This is a genomic window from Microcoleus sp. M2_D5 (assembly GCF_036701935.1).
Lineage (GTDB): Bacteria > Cyanobacteriota > Cyanobacteriia > Cyanobacteriales > Microcoleaceae > Microcoleus.
This window is the reverse complement of record NZ_JAUBRP010000028.1, coordinates 46339-61389: the sequence shown is the minus strand read 5'-3', so window position 1 is coordinate 61389 and position 15051 is coordinate 46339. Positions and strand designations below refer to the sequence as shown.

The window sequence follows — 15051 nt, the reverse complement described above, 5'->3', positions numbered from 1 at the left end:
GTTTTTGAGGTATTTTTCATCGCGTTTGGAATAATAGTAACCCATAACTATTGGCGGACTCCAACGAAATGTCTGGGAGATTGCGAAGTAGAGCATCCCATGTCTTGTGTGCTTGCAGTGCTTCTATAACGACTGGAAGCGGCTCTGAGAATATGGCTGGAAAATCTGCCTCTTCAGGAAACTGAATCTTAAAAGCTAATTGTTCTTGAGGTGGAGTGAATTGAGCGTTGACTCCTTCTTTGTTACCTCTGGCATCAACCCGATACCAACCAACTTCAGGTAAATGAATGGCATTGAAACCGTGCAATGAGTAAGGCGCACCTTTATCATCAATACTCAACCGCTGGTAACAAAGACCTGCTGGAATATCATTTGCTCTTAGTAACGCTGCTAACAAGTGACTTTTCGCATAGCAATACCCTGTTCTGTGCTGAAGTACATCTGAAGCTCGACAGGTCACAGGACTCATTTGATAGTCATAACTGTGACGAATTTCATCTCGCACCCACTCAAAGCAAGCTTTAGCTATCGCCGTTGGTGTGTTATATCCCGATGCGATTTCTTTAGCACATTCCATAATTTCAGGATGCTGCCAATCAATAACTTCACTCACTTTCAAGTATTCTTCCATGTCCACCGCTAGGAACGCTACTGCATCAATTGTAAACACCTTACCAACAAATTTCAACTGTGTTCGCCACTAACATTTTCATCCTCTGCGCCCTCTGCGCCCTCTGCGGTTCGTTCAATCTTTCCCCCATTCAGCTCAATTTTTTTATGCTGGCGTTCCGACGCAGCTTTTTGCAGCATTTTCAACTTTTCAGGGTCAGCATCCGATCGCCAAAACAACTTATGATCCTTAATTTTAACGCAATTTTCCTCCAAACACTTCACCCATTCCCGATGTTTTTTAACGGCGCCGCGATCCAGAATCCCTAACTTTTCTTCTTGGCGGCTGAGTTTCGCAAATTTTTCGTAATGCGGATAACTAGCAGTAACAAAAGCTTCTTTTCTAACTAAAATTGGCGGATTGTACGCATCCGAGTAGTCTTGATAGCTGACAGAAAGGTCGCGCAAATGTATGTGCATAGCCGTGTGGAGGGCTGGATGCGGGTTAGTGTCAAAATCGGGATAAAATAAATAGGAAATTTGAGGTTTGCGAGCGTAAAATTTGATGATTGTCGCGCCGTCAAGTCTGCCAATTGTGCGGTTTGCACAGCCTTCGTAAAGCCGGAGCAAAGGGTCTAGTTCTTCTAATGCAGAGACGTGAACTGAAAGAGTACCGGGCTGTTTGTAGCCGATCGCACTATCTTCGCAGCAGTCAGCCACAATATCAGGTTTGCCCAGACTATAGAGCATTAAATCTGCCAAAGTGCAAGCTTTTTGATAATTGTCAAACAAACCTTTGATGTCGTTGCGGATTTGAGCCGGGAGTCGGCGGATTGAAGGTCGATCGCCCAAACCGTTGAGAGCGAGATATACTAGCAAATCTTGGCGGCGCTTGTCGGCGATTGTCTCCCAATCATCCGCATCCGTTGCTTGCAAAATTACTCTCCAAGCGCGATTAAAACTGTGAAATTCCTCCTTAATTGGCGATTCTTCCGCTAATTCGCCTTTAACCGGAAGGCGGCCCCGATCGCTCACAAAAGCCATCAAAGGAGCCAGCATTTCCGCATAATCCTCAAACCGCTTAACTTGCGATCGCACTCTGGGCGTCGATAAGTGCGATCGAAACCGAGAAGCACGAAAACCTTCACCCTCCGCAGCATCCCGAAACACAAAATAAATCCCCAAAGCCACAGGAATTGCATCAACACTCAAAACTTGGTCAATATAAACCTTCAACTCTTCTTGTTCGTAATACTTCTGAAAAGTATTCCGAGAAGTAATCACCCCATCCCCGTAAGCAATTTGACCTCGATCGCTATCATCAATCAAAACCTGAGCCGCCACAACTAATAAATTATTAGTTAATTCCCAAGCATTCAGCAACGCTTCTCGGCGTTCCGCCAAAGATTCAATGACATTAATCACGTAACCAATATTCACAATATCAGCACAAATTCGCGGAGTATCCGGCTGATAGTATGGGTCCCAACCCGAAATAGCATAACCCTCTTGTGCAATATATTTAACATCCCCGCCGTAACCGCAACCGTAATCAAAAAAAGTCGCCCCGTCCCTCGCTAAATCAGCTTCTAAAACCAGACGCAGAGGTTTAGAAAGCGAGTTGCGTACCATTGCAGCTTTGTGTCGCTCGATTTTAGGAATTGATAGATCGCTATTCTCCTGTTTCAAAAGCTCGACAACAGTATGATCTTTGATTTCTACACCGCAATATCCCAAATATTTGAGCCAACCCTCGCGAGTGCCGATAACGCTAGTATTGTCCAGCAGCCCCCACTTTTCTTCGCTGCGAGTCAGCCTCGCAAACTTTTCGTAATGGGGATAATCCGCAGATACAAAAGTTTCCTTACGGTGCAAAACAGGAGGATTTTCGCTGTTGCTGTAATCGAAATATTTAACTTCCCCTGTTGCTAGATTAATTTGGATGCTGGTTTGCAAAGCAGGATGAGCATCTGTATCGAAATCAGGGTAAAAAAGATAAGATATTTTAGGTTGATGGAGTGAAAATTTTACTAAAGTTGCTTCATCTATATTTGGGATATTTTGTCTGGCATATTTTTCATAAATTATGAGTACAGGATTGAGTGTTGCTAAAGCCGAAATATGCACATAAAAAGCCGTAGGTAATTTTTTCCCAACCTTACTTTCTCGACAGCAGCGAGCCACTTTTTCCACCATATAATCCACCACACTTCCATTGTTACCAGGCAGAGCCTGGTAACGCACATCCAGAGGCTCTGCCTCTTCTTCATCTAAGAACACTTCTTGAATAAAAGCCATCAAAGGCGTTCGCAGTTCTCCATCATTTTCTAATGAATCGCTATCTAAAATAGTGTTTGTACTGGTATCGTAGGTCATAGCTAAATTAATTATTTTTTTTAAATTAACCGCAGAGAACGCAGAGAACACAGAGTGAAGAAAGAAAGAAATAAATTATTTATTTCTTAGTCCGGGTAGGCGGAATTCGTTTTTGTAATAACGGCGATGTTTATCGCCGACTACGATCGACTACCATCGAGTAAGATATTAACCAAACATTCGAGTTTCCACAAATTCTTGAACCCTGGCTAAATGACTGAACAAACTTACTAATAGGTTTTCAACCCTCTCAATATTTAACAATTCCACTTCAGGTGGTTCAGATTGAAAGCTTCGCGCTTGATGCTCCAATTGTGCGGCCAAATCCGACATCAGAGCAACTCCCACATTAGCCGAAGTTCCCTTGAGACGGTGGGCTTGATATTCCACAGCTTGCCAATCTTTAGCTTCTACGGCTATTTTGGCAGCAGCTACATCAGCTTGCGCGCCTGCCACAAAAGCTTGCAAAAGTCGTTCTGGCAATTTAATATTAACTCGTCCGAGTTGCTCCAATCTGCTCTTGTCGAACAGTCCGTCGCAGTCTCTATCTTCCCAAGTTTGAAGTGCGATCGCCCTTGGTGTCGGCCCAGCCACAGCCTGGGCTTTTTCCACAAGTTCTGTATAATTTGTTGCTAATTGAGATTTATTTTCCGAATTAATACTTTTAACTCCATACTTATTTTCACGCTGAATATTTAGGGCTTCATACTTTTTCAGGGCCGCCGCCAAAGCATCTAAATCTACAGGTTTGCTGAGATAATCGTCCATCCCCGCCGCCAGACACTTTTCTCGTTCCCCTGGCATAGCGTGAGCAGTTAAAGCCATCACAAAAGTATGGCGATCGCTTCCTTCGATTTCCCTCAACTTTTGCGCCGTTTTGTAACCGTCAAGTACCGGCATTTGACAGTCCATCAGCACTAAATCGTAGCTTTTTTGCGCCAGCAAATCCAGCGCTTGTTGACCGTTGACCGCGCAGTCAGCCTGATAGCCTAAAACTGCCAACTGTTCGACAAGAACTTGTTGATTGATCGGGTGGTCTTCCGCCACCAAAATTCTCAGTGATGACGGCGAATTGGGAGTAACATATTGAGAATTAACTGCTGGCAACTTGCAAGTATTAGCAGCCTCCACTCTCCCAAAATCTCCGCTTCCCTTCAGCGGTGCAAGCATTGCCTCAAGCAGGCGGCTAGGCCGCACCGGCTCGATCAAATATCCGTTAAAACCCCGACAGCAAAGCGATTCAGCTTTCGGCTGTTCTCGCAAAGCAGTCATGGCGATTAACGCTCCAACTGTCGAGGTCGATCGCACTTTCCTCGCAAATTCCTCCGCATCCAACTCCGGCATTTGCAAGTCCACAAGCACCACATCCCAGCTTTTTCCCCCCTCCCCCAAATCCTGAGAAGTCCCGCCCCGGGCATTGTTCAACCAACTCAAAGCCTCAGCAGCAGTTTCTGCCTCATCGCAGCCGGCACCCCAACTTTGAACGAGCGATCGCACCGCTGCCCTCCTCAAAGCGCTTCCAGAGATTACTAACAGCTTCTTGCCCGCAAGTTCGGGATCGTGAGGCTCAACTGGCAACTGTTTTTCCAAAGGTACAGTAAACCAAAAAGTTGAACCGCTGCCTAGCAAACTGCGAACTCCTATTTCCCCTCCCATCATCTCCACTAACTGCTTGCAAATAGCCAAACCCAAGCCCGTCCCGCCGTAAGGCCTAGTAGGAGAATCATCTACCTGAGAAAAAGATTGGAACAGCTTTGTTTGCCCTTCGGCCGAAATTCCAATGCCAGTATCCCGCACCGAAAATAGCAATCTTGCCCCTTGTCTACCGTCTGCCAGTCGCTTGCCCTGTTTCACAGTTACGTGAACTAGAACTTGACCGCGATCGGTAAATTTTATGGCATTACCCGTCAAATTCAGCAAAACTTGCTTCAATCTGCCAGAGTCGCCCACCAACTTTCTCGGCACTGAGCTGTCCACTAAAATATTCAATTCAATACCTTTTTCTTCTGCTAAATGCGCTATAATTTCTATCACCGACTCAACGCAACTATCTAAATCAAAATTAGCCTTCTCCAGCCGCATTTCTCCAGCTTCAATCTTAGAGAAATCGAGAATATCATTAATAACATTCAGCAAATGTTCAGCACTGCGGTAAATCGTCTGAGCATAGTCCCGCTGTTTCTGTTCCAGAGGAGCGCGCAGCAGCAATTGAGCCATTGCTAAAACCCCATTCATTGGAGTGCGAATTTCGTGACTCATGTTCGCCAAGAATTGCGACTTCACCCGGCTAGCTTCTAAGGCAGTTTCCCGCGCTTCCACCAACTCATTAATCTTGTCGGCCACCATCACAATTCCCCCGACTTTCTCGTCTGGATCGTACCAAGGGTGAGCAGCCCACCGCAGGTACAGAACAGAGCCGTCGGCTCGTTCCCAGGCATCTTCGCTCACAGAAACTACCTGACCTTTGAGCGCTTGTTGGTACATTACTTTCCAGCGATTCGGCGTATCTGGAAACAATTCGTAATGGCTAAAATTATTCAGAGACGGCAAGTTTAAATTAAATTGACTAACCCATTTTTTAGAATTAGCCATATAGCGCATTTGTGTATCGAACATCGCCATTGCTACAGGCACGCAAGTAATAATTTGTCTCAGTTGCTGCCGTTCCCTTTCCAGAGCATCTTCCGCCTGTTTCCGCTCAGTAATGTCGCTAATCATGCCGGCCATTCGCAGCGGCTTTCCTTGGGAGGTCCGCTGAGCTTTTCCCTGAGAAGTGCAGTAGCGGTAAACACCGTTGGAGTGTAGCAGCCGGAATTCTACATTATAATCTATTTCTTGTTCCAAGTGAGCAGCGATCGCTCCCACGATTCTCTCCTTGTCATCGGGGTGCAGGCGATTGTATAGAGCGTCCATCGTCCTGCCAAATTGCTGGCGCGACAAACCGATAATTTCCAAAAGGCGATCGTTCCAATAAACCTCATTTTTACTTAAATCCCAATCCCAAATTCCGTCGTTCACTCCCTCTAGAACTAACCTGTATCTTTCTTCACTTTCCTTGAGTTTTTGACTGGCATGAAACGCCTGAAATTCGGCGCGGTAAACGCGCATCGCATTGGACAAACTGCGAGACAAACTTTCGGGAGAGAGCTTATTTTTAGCGATATAATCAGAAGCTCCTGCCTTCATCAATTCCACAGCAATTTGTTCGTCGCCTTGACCTGTTAGCACAATTAAGGGAACTTTCAGTCCAGCTTCTCGCAGATGTTTTACCAAACTCAGTCCGTCTCCGTCCGGCAATCCGTAGTCTAGGAATACACAGTCAAATTTGCACTCAAATATTTGATTTAATAGCAGCCCATTTTCTGTCTCCTCAACCTCGCTTACAGGTTGAGATTTATTTTGTTTGGAGAGTTTCTCGGTAGCCTGCGTAGAATTTTTGCTCACCGAGAGTTTGGCGAGCGCATCCGCGCAGTCTTCTGCTTCAGTAACTCCTGCGGAAACACCAGCGGACTTGAGCGAACGTTTGATCGCCATTCGATCGACTGCATCGTCATCAACTATCAGAATTGTGAGAATTTTGTCCATAAAAACCGAATTGTGGATTACTCCTAAAAAGCTGCTGTCAAGAAAAAGGACTTAAAACAACTGCATCGCTGAAAAATCATAAAGCCCCCTTGAAAAATTTTGTATTCAAATTTCCCTATTTTAGGGAATTTCGCTCAGCATCCAGTATTTGTTTAGGGTAGCCATCACTTCCACAAAGTTAGAAAAAGTAACAGGTTTAAGAATATAGCCCGCTACATTCAAATTATAAGCTTTTACTTTATCTCTATCTTCATTAGAAGTTGTGAGGACGATCACCGGAATCGACCTCAAACATTCATCCAGTCGCAATTCTTGCAAAAACTCGATCCCGCTCATTCTCGGCATATTCAAGTCCAGCAAAATCAACCTGCGCGCTTGAGGCATGGGAGGATCTATTTTTCCTTCTCCACGCAATATAGCCAGAGCTTCTAATCCATTGGCAGCAATGTAGAGGGGGTTGACGATGTTATTTTTTTTGAAAGCTCGCCGGACGTTCATCACATCAACCTCATCATCTTCTACCAAGAGAATATGAATTTTTTTGTCTTGCATAAATCAGCCATTTTATAGATGTTTTTTAAGCTTCCGTCTCGTTTGCGAGGTTTTGTCAGCACGGATCGCGAACCCAGCAGCTTTAATATCTATTGTCCTTTGTCAAGAATCATTTATGCCGGGGTCGATGACAGTATCTACCTGCAGGCGTACTTGCCCGTCATTCGATTTGAGATTTGAGATTTGAGATTTTGGAGGCGACCCCACGGATCAATGCGGGGGACGCAAGGATTTTAGATTTTGGATTGATTCGACGGAGAAATCTGGGGGCTTGTACCCTCAAAAAATTCTTGGTCAGAGCATGAGCGGTGCAGCGGAGATCCAAAAACTCTTCAATAACACCCGATCGAGCTACGGTAAAATCTAAAACTCATCTACATTATTATTAATCGCCATGTCAGCCGATCGCAAACTCTACGAAGGCAAAGCCAAAATCCTCTACTCCACCGAAGACAGCGAAATTTTGCTGACCCACTTCAAAGACGACGCCACAGCCTTTAACGCCCAGAAACGCGGCAGCATCGCCGGCAAAGGCGAAATCAACTGCGCCGTATCCGCCCACCTGTTTCGGATGCTAGAAGCCAAAGGCATTCCCACCCACTTCATCGACACGCCGGCCCCCAACCAAATGCGAGTCTGCCGCGTCCACATCTTGCCCTTGGAAGTCGTAGTCAGAAACATTGCCGCCGGCAGTCTTTGCAAGCAAACCGGACTCGCCCTCGGCACAATTATCAATCCGCCGCTGGTCGAGTTTTATTACAAAAACGACGATTTGGGAGACCCGCTGCTGACCCGCGACAGGCTGCAGCTAATGCAGCTAGCCACCCCCGAACAAGTAGACCAACTAGAAATCGCCGCCCGCAAAATTAACGAAATACTCAAAGAATTTTTCAGCCAGTGCGGCATCACCCTGGTAGACTTCAAACTAGAATTCGGTATCGACCAACATCAAAATCTGATCCTCGCCGACGAAATCAGTCCCGACACCTGCCGCCTCTGGGACAACGCAGAAGCCGACCCCGACGCCCGTGTTATGGACAAAGACCGATTCCGCCGCGACTTAGGATCGGTAGAAACCGCTTACCAGCAAGTTCTCCAACGGGTTCTCGCCCAGAAAGTCTAGAGGCCTTGGTAATGCGCTAGAATTGCACAGTTTGTCATCCTTCTGTTTTCGATGTCAGCAATCAGCGGTCAACAGTCATCAATTAGCGGTCAGCGCGAAATTCCACCGACTTATATAACTAATGACTAATGACTAATGAATAATGACTAATGTGGTGTGTGGATTGCCCAAAAAAGTGAACAAAAATGCGTTTATCTGCTGTATTGGTGGCAGTTTTTACTGCCTCAGCAACATTCGGGTTATCAAATTCGGCCAGCGGCCAAACATCCTACTCTGAATCAGCAGAGGAAGCTTTGGCTGCCGCCGGGCCCGCCCCGTCGATCGAATTACCCGATCGCCCCATTCCCGAATTAACCCAAAACCCTCCTCAAAACCGCAAAGCTGCTAAAACAGGCAAAGGGGAAGCCCTAAAAATAGCGGAGGCCCCTGCCAGAGGAGGGAACGACCGCGAACCCCCAAACCAAGTCACAGACCCGCCCTACCCGGTTTCACCTCCGATCCTTGAACTCAAACCCGAGCTAGCATCCAACCCCTCCCCCGCCTCTAGCAGCCAAAACGCCCTGCCAGACACGCAACTGAGCAGCGCTATCCCCCCATCGGAATCGGCGGTAACGCCCGCCTGGATCGCAGCAGAGCTAGGGAAACCAGAGGAATCAGGGGCGATCGCTCAAAACGCCCAAGTTCCGACAATACCGGCCCCGACGAGACCGCCGGCTAACACCGTTCCTCCATTGCCCCCTGGCAGGACACCGCAGCCGAGACAAACCCCCGCACCCGCCGGGCCCGCCGAACCGCAAGTGCTAGTTGCAGAAGTTACCGTCACCGGGGCGACGGAAGACTTGGAAACCGAAATTTACCGAGTCATCAGCACCCAACCGGGACGCACGACCAACCGCAGCCAACTGCAACAAGACATCAACGCCATTTTTGCCACGGGTTTTTTCAGAAACGTGCGGGCCGTACCCGAAGACACCCCGTTGGGCGTCCGGGTGACTTTTATTGTGCAGCCAAATCCAGTGCTGCAGGGAGTGACAATCACCGGTCAGCAAGTGCTGCCCCAAAGCGTAATTGACGAAAGCTTCCGCGATCAATACGGCAAAATTCTCAACCTCCGCCGCTTTGAAGAGGGAGTGAAAAAAATTAATGCGTGGTATCAAGAGAACGGCTATGTTTTGGGCCAAATCACTGATGCCCCGCAAGTAGGAGACGACGGCACTGTCACCCTGGTAGTGGCAGAAGGCCAGATCGAATCGGTTGATGTCCGCTTCCTGAACAAGGAGGGAGAGGCAACAGATGCCACGGGTCAGCCGATCGGAGGCAACACCCGTCGCTTTGTCATCACCCGCGAAGTAGAACTCAAGCCCGGAGACATCTTTAACCGCACCAAGGCGGAAAGGGATTTGAGACGGGTGTTTGGTTTGGGAATTTTTGAAGACGTGCGGCTTGCCTTGGAACCGGGAACGACTGACCCCCGCAAGGCAAGAGTAATTGTCAACGTCATTGAGAAAAATACCGGTTCTCTGGCGGCGGGTGCGGGTTTGAGTTCCGCGACGGGTTTGTTCGGTACGCTGAGTTACCAGCAGCAAAACTTGAGAGGTAGGAACCAGAAATTGGGGGCTGAAGTACAAATCGGGGAACGCCAAACGCTGTTTGACCTGAGTTTTACCGACCCTTGGATTGCCGGCGATCCTTACCGGACTTCTTATACGATTAATGCGTTTAGAAGACGATCGATCAGCGTGATTTTTGACGGTGGCGAACGGGAAGTCAGATTGCCCAACGACGATCGACCCCGCGTCGTCCGCACCGGTGCCGGCATCAATTTCACCCGTCCCCTGGATCGGAATCCTTTTGCCGATTCTGAGTGGACAGCTTCAGTCGGCTTGCAGTACCAGCGAGTCTCAATTACCGATCGCAAAGGCCGGCGCGAATCCGAGGACGAACTCGGCAACCAGTTGAGTTTTAGCGATTCGGGTTCGGATGACTTGACAACTTTGCAAGCAGGTGTTGTACGCGATCGGCGCAACGACCCCCTCCGCCCCACTAGCGGTTCCCTGCTCAGATTTGGGATGGAACAATCGATTCCTGTAGGTTCCGGCAGCATCCTCTTAAACCGCCTGCGGGCCAGCTACAGCTTGTACCTACCAGTCAAGTACACTAACTTTACCCCCGGCCCTCAAACCCTGGCATTCAGTTTTAGGGGCGGCACCGTATTCGGAGATTTGCCTCCCTACGAAGCCTTTGCCTTGGGCGGCGCCAACTCGGTGCGCGGATACGCCGAAGGCGACCTGGGAGCCGGCCGCAGTTTCCTAGAGGCCAGCGTTGAGTACCGTTTCCCGATTATTTCGTTTATCGGCGGAGCGCTATTTTTGGATGCTGGCACTGACTTGGGCACTGGCAAAGATGTCCCGGGCGACCCGGCCGGTATCCGCGAAAAGCCCGGTAGCGGTTACGGTTACGGCATCGGCGTGCGGGTTCAATCTCCTTTAGGGCCGATCCGGATCGATTACGGTATCAACGACACTGGCGACAATCAAATTCACTTTGGAATTGGTGAGCGATTCTAATTGGGAATTGGGCCCAAAGGCATGGGGCATGGGGAATTGGGAATTGGGAATTGGGCCCAAAGGCATTCTACTCGTTACCAGGCTCTGCCTGGTAACGCAGATCCGGAGGAAGAGCCTCCATTTTCCCTTCGCCACGCGAGGCAGAGCAAGAGTGACATCGGTTTCCAGGCAGAGCCTGGGAACCAGTTAAATGACCTCTTTGCCCGATGCCCTGTTTGCCCGATGCCCTGTTTGGCCGATGCCCGATGCCCTGTTTGCCCCATAACAACTGACTAATGACTCAACGTACCTTAAAATCTGAATTTGAACTGTCGGGAATCGGTTTGCACAGCGGCGAACAAACTCGCGTCCGAGTTTTGCCTGCAGAGGTTGGGGAAGGTCGCTATTTTGTCAGAATAGACTTGCCCGGTGCTCCGATAATTCCTGCAAAAATTGAGGCGGTTTGCCAGACTGCACTTTCAACGGAACTGGCAGGTATGGATGCTCAAATTCGCACTGTAGAGCATCTATTAGCCGCTTTGGCGGGGATGGGAGCGGATAATGCTCGAATTGAGGTTGATGGGCCGGAAGTGCCGCTGCTGGACGGTTCGGCTCAGGTTTGGGTAGAGGCGATCGCCCGTACCGGCTTAGTTCCTCAAGAATCGAAGCAAGACCCCACTCCCTCCTTCGTCGTTAGTGAGCCAATTTGGGTGCGCCGCGGGGATGCTTTTGCAGCGGCTTTACCGTCAGCCGAAACTCGGTTTAGTTACGGAATTGATTTTGAGGAACAGGCGATCGGCAATCAATGGTACAGTTGGTCGCCAGAGGCAGAAAGTTTTGCGACGGCGATCGCCCCAGCCCGCACTTTTGGACTTGCCCGCCAAGTTGACCAATTGCGACAAGCTGGTTTGATCAAAGGTGGTACCCTAGAAAACGCCCTAGTTTGCGATCGATCCGGCTGGCTCAACCCGCCCTTGAGATTTGCGAACGAACCGGTGCGCCATAAAATCTTAGACTTAGCAGGCGACCTCAGTCTGCTGGGAACGTGGCCAAAAGCTCACTACTTGGCTTACAAAGCCAGTCACAACTTGCACGTCCAACTTGCCCAAGTCCTGAAATCGGAAGCTCTAGCTACGCTAGATAAAAGTTAGGAAAAAACAGGCGATCTTCTGTTAAGATTGCATCTGCCTTCTGCCTTCTGCCTTCTGCCATACCACACTCAAAAGTCTTCAAGAAATGTCTACGCTGACTGAAGTTAACACCCTCAATACTGCTAATTCTGAATCCGTCCCCACCAACAACGGCGAGGATTCTCCAGCGGTTAAATCTACTTTTACTCTCGAAGAAGTTCAGAAATTATTGCCTCATCGCTATCCTTTTGCACTGGTTGACAAGATTGTTGATTACGTGCCCTCCGAGAAGGCTGTAGGAATTAAAAATGTGACTTTCAACGAACCGCATTTTCAAGGTCATTTTCCCGGACGGCCGATTATGCCTGGGGTATTAATTGTCGAAGCGATGGCTCAAGTTGGCGGTATTGTTCTGGCTCAGTTGCCCGACATCGAGCAAGGATTGTGGATGTTTACCGGAATCGATAAAGTCAAGTTCCGCCGTCAGGTTGTACCGGGCGATCGGTTGCTGATGACTGTAGAATTGCTGTGGGTAAAACGCCGTCGCTTCGCAAAAATGCAGGCTCTGGCTGAAGTAGACGGACAAAAAGTTTGTGAAGGAGAATTGATGTTTTCGATGGTAGATTAAGTTGGTGATTGGTGATTGGTGATTGGTGATTGGTGATTGGTTATGTGTTATTTGGGGATTTCTCTATATTCCTGATAACCACTGACAATTGACAATTGACAATTGACTACTGATACTAAATCCTGGTTTGTTACTCCTTGATGATTCGGCGATTGAAATCGCTACTACACAAACGAAGTCCGCTGCGGACTAAGAAATAAACGGGGTATTTAAGCTTGATTTTGTATGAAAACTGAAAACTGAAAACTGACTAATAAAAAATGCTTACTTTGATTCACCCAACTGCTGTGATTCATCCCCGCGCCGAACTTCACCCGACTGTAGAAGTGGGAGCTTATGCTGTAATTGGAGAAAGAGTGAAAATCGGGCCGGAGACGAAGATTGGCGCTCATGCAATTATCGACGGGCTAACAGAAATAGGCGCTCGCAATCAAATTTTCCCCGGTGCGGCGATTGGTTTGGAACCTCAAGATTTGAAATACGAGGGTTCTGCGACTAGGGTGAAAATTGGCGACAACAATCTGATTCGGGAATACGTGACAATCAACCGCGCTACTGGAGCGGGGGAAAGCACGACTATTGGCAATCACAATCTATTGATGGCTTATGTTCATGTGGGACACAATTGCGCGATCGCCGATCGAGTAATTATCGCCAATGCTGTAGCCTTAGCCGGACACGTTAAAATCGAGTCTCAAGCCCGATTGAGCGGTGTTTTGGGGGTTCACCAGTTTGTCCAAATCGGCCGTTTGTCTATGGTGGGCGGCTTGAGCAGGATCGATCGAGATGTGCCTCCTTATATGCTAGTCGAGGGAAATCCTTCGAGAGTGCGAGCAATCAACAAAATAGGCCTCGAACGCGCCGGTTTTACAGCAGAAGATTTGCTCGTTTTGAAGAAAACTTTTCGTATTCTATACCGTTCTGGCTACACTCTCGATCGAGCTTTGGAACAGTTGGATTTGTTGCCAGAAAACCCCCACTTGCAGCACCTGCAGAGATTTGTGCAGCAGTCTGTAACCAAAGGGCGGCGCGGTTTGATTCCTGGCAAAAAGTGAATGAGGCTTATATTAATTCTTTCGCGCCAGAAGAATTAGTATTATTGAACCGGGAAGACGCGAAGGAAACGAAGGAAGAAGTAGAAGAATTGAAAGAAGAAGGAAGCTGTAGGGTGCGTCAGTCACCACCTAGAGGTAACTCAAAGAGTTTTTAGTCTGACGCACCTTACCCAGGATATTGAGGAGTTTATGAAAATTTTTATCAGCACTGGTGAGGTTTCTGGGGATTTGCAAGGAGCTTTGTTAGTTGCAGCCTTAAAACGTCACGCTGTCGCCGCTGGTTTGGAGTTAGAAATAACCGGATTGGGCGGCCCTCGTATGGCGGAAGCTGGGGCTACTATTTTAGGCGATACTGTGGGCATTGGTTCTATGGGTTTGGTAGAATCTGTACCCTATATTTGGCCAACGATCAAAGTTCAACAAAAAGCTAAACAATATCTCAAAAACTTTCGCCCTGATGCTGTTGTATTGATTGATTATTTGACTCCAAATCTCGGTATTGGCAGTTACATCCGCCGCTGTTTGCCGGATTTGCCGGTGGTTTGGTACATCGCACCTCAAGAATGGGTTTGGTCGATTTCTCCTCGCAATACCGATCTGATTGTCAATATTTGCGACCAACTTTTGGCAATTTTCCCAGAGGAAGCTTGTTATTATCGAGAAAAAGGAGCCGAAGTGAGTTGGGTTGGTCATCCTTTGGTGGATAGAATGCAATCTGCGCCCAGCCGGGAAGTTGCCCGCAAAACTTTGGGAATTGGGCCGGAACAGGTGTCGATCGCCCTAATTCCCGCTTCTAGACACCAAGAACTCAAGTACCTGATGCCGGTTATATTTGAAGCAGCTCAAATTATTCAAGCTAAATTGCCGGAAGTTCATTTTTTGATTCCGCTTGCTAACAACGCTTTTCGCAGCAAAATCGCACAGGCGATCGAGAATTACGGTTTGCGGGCTACTCTGTTAGAAAATCAAACTCTGGAAATCTTGGCGGCTGCCGATCTGGCGATCGCTAAATCTGGTACTGTTAATCTGGAGCTAGCTTTGCTCGACGTTCCGCAAGTTGTCGCCTACCGCGTCAGTCCGATTACGGCGATTATTGCTCGCCACGTGCTGAAATTTTCGATTCCTTTTATGTCTCCGCCCAATTTGGTGCAAATGAAGCCGATCGTCCCGGAGTTGCTGCAAGACGAGGCGACTGCGGAAAATATAGTGAACCACGCACTGGAATTGCTGCAAAATGCCGATCGACGCCAGCAAACTTTGGCCGGTTATCGGGAAATGCGCGAAAGTCTCGGAGATGTGGGTGTGTGCGATCGGGCGGCTGCGGAAATAATGAAAAATGTCAAATTAAATACAGCTTCTTAAAGCATTTTTTGTATTTAAAAGTTATGTATAAACCCGGTTTCTTTGTGGCGGGCGCGTGGAAAAATCCACGATTTATTACCAGAAA

General features: G+C 48.0%; 11 protein-coding genes. 7 read left to right on the top strand and 4 right to left on the bottom strand.

All coding sequences use genetic code 11. The features are described 5' to 3' along the window. Window positions 1–16 precede the first annotated feature (16 nt). From QUA50_RS14165 to QUA50_RS14150, 4 genes are all read right to left on the bottom strand, one after another. Complete coding sequence (locus tag QUA50_RS14165) at window positions 17–688, bottom strand: transglutaminase family protein (protein WP_333265016.1); 672 nt, start codon at window positions 686–688, stop codon at window positions 17–19. Next, window positions 685–2985 carry a DNA phosphorothioation-associated putative methyltransferase gene (locus tag QUA50_RS14160; protein ID WP_333265017.1) on the bottom strand — a complete coding sequence of 767 codons (2301 nt, stop codon included), beginning with the start codon at window positions 2983–2985 and terminating at the stop codon, window positions 685–687. Before QUA50_RS14160 ends, QUA50_RS14165 begins: the two co-directional genes overlap by 4 nt. A gap of 168 nt (window positions 2986–3153) precedes the next feature. Beyond that, window positions 3154–6570 carry a response regulator gene (locus QUA50_RS14155; RefSeq protein ID WP_333265018.1) on the bottom strand — a complete coding sequence of 1139 codons (3417 nt, stop codon included), beginning with the start codon at window positions 6568–6570 and terminating at the stop codon, window positions 3154–3156. Between the two features lie 120 nt (window positions 6571–6690). Further along, entirely contained in the window at window positions 6691–7122 is a 432-nt protein-coding gene (locus QUA50_RS14150) for a response regulator (RefSeq protein ID WP_333236379.1), read from the bottom strand. Window positions 7123–7516: 394 nt separating this feature from the next. Here QUA50_RS14150 and purC point away from each other — a divergent pair, with 394 nt between their 5' ends. The 7 genes from purC to lpxB all read left to right on the top strand — a co-directional run bounded on the left by purC (window position 7517) and on the right by lpxB (window position 14966). Beyond that, window positions 7517–8245, top strand: coding sequence for a phosphoribosylaminoimidazolesuccinocarboxamide synthase (gene purC, locus QUA50_RS14145; protein WP_333265019.1), 729 nt, complete (start codon window positions 7517–7519; stop codon window positions 8243–8245). Window positions 8246–8430: 185 nt separating this feature from the next. Further along, window positions 8431–10812: a BamA/TamA family outer membrane protein gene (locus QUA50_RS14140; RefSeq protein ID WP_333265020.1), complete on the top strand. Its 2382-nt coding sequence runs from the start codon at window positions 8431–8433 to the stop codon at window positions 10810–10812. A gap of 275 nt (window positions 10813–11087) precedes the next feature. Then, a complete protein-coding gene (lpxC, locus tag QUA50_RS14135) occupies window positions 11088–11942 on the top strand; it encodes a UDP-3-O-acyl-N-acetylglucosamine deacetylase (protein ID WP_333265021.1) in 855 nt (284 codons plus the stop codon). Between the two features lie 85 nt (window positions 11943–12027). Continuing rightward, entirely contained in the window at window positions 12028–12549 is a 522-nt protein-coding gene (fabZ, locus tag QUA50_RS14130) for a 3-hydroxyacyl-ACP dehydratase FabZ (RefSeq protein WP_333265022.1), read from the top strand. Window positions 12550–12809: 260 nt separating this feature from the next. After that, a complete protein-coding gene (gene lpxA / locus QUA50_RS14125; RefSeq protein WP_333265023.1) occupies window positions 12810–13604 on the top strand; it encodes an acyl-ACP--UDP-N-acetylglucosamine O-acyltransferase in 795 nt (264 codons plus the stop codon). Next, window positions 13601–13759, top strand: a complete 159-nt coding sequence (locus QUA50_RS14120; protein ID WP_333265024.1) for a hypothetical protein — start codon at window positions 13601–13603, stop codon at window positions 13757–13759. Before lpxA ends, QUA50_RS14120 begins: the two co-directional genes overlap by 4 nt. Window positions 13760–13793: 34 nt before the next feature. After that, window positions 13794–14966 (top strand): lipid-A-disaccharide synthase, encoded by a 1173-nt coding sequence (gene lpxB, locus QUA50_RS14115; RefSeq protein ID WP_333265025.1) that lies wholly within the window; start codon window positions 13794–13796, stop codon window positions 14964–14966. Window positions 14967–15051: the final 85 nt, after the last annotated feature.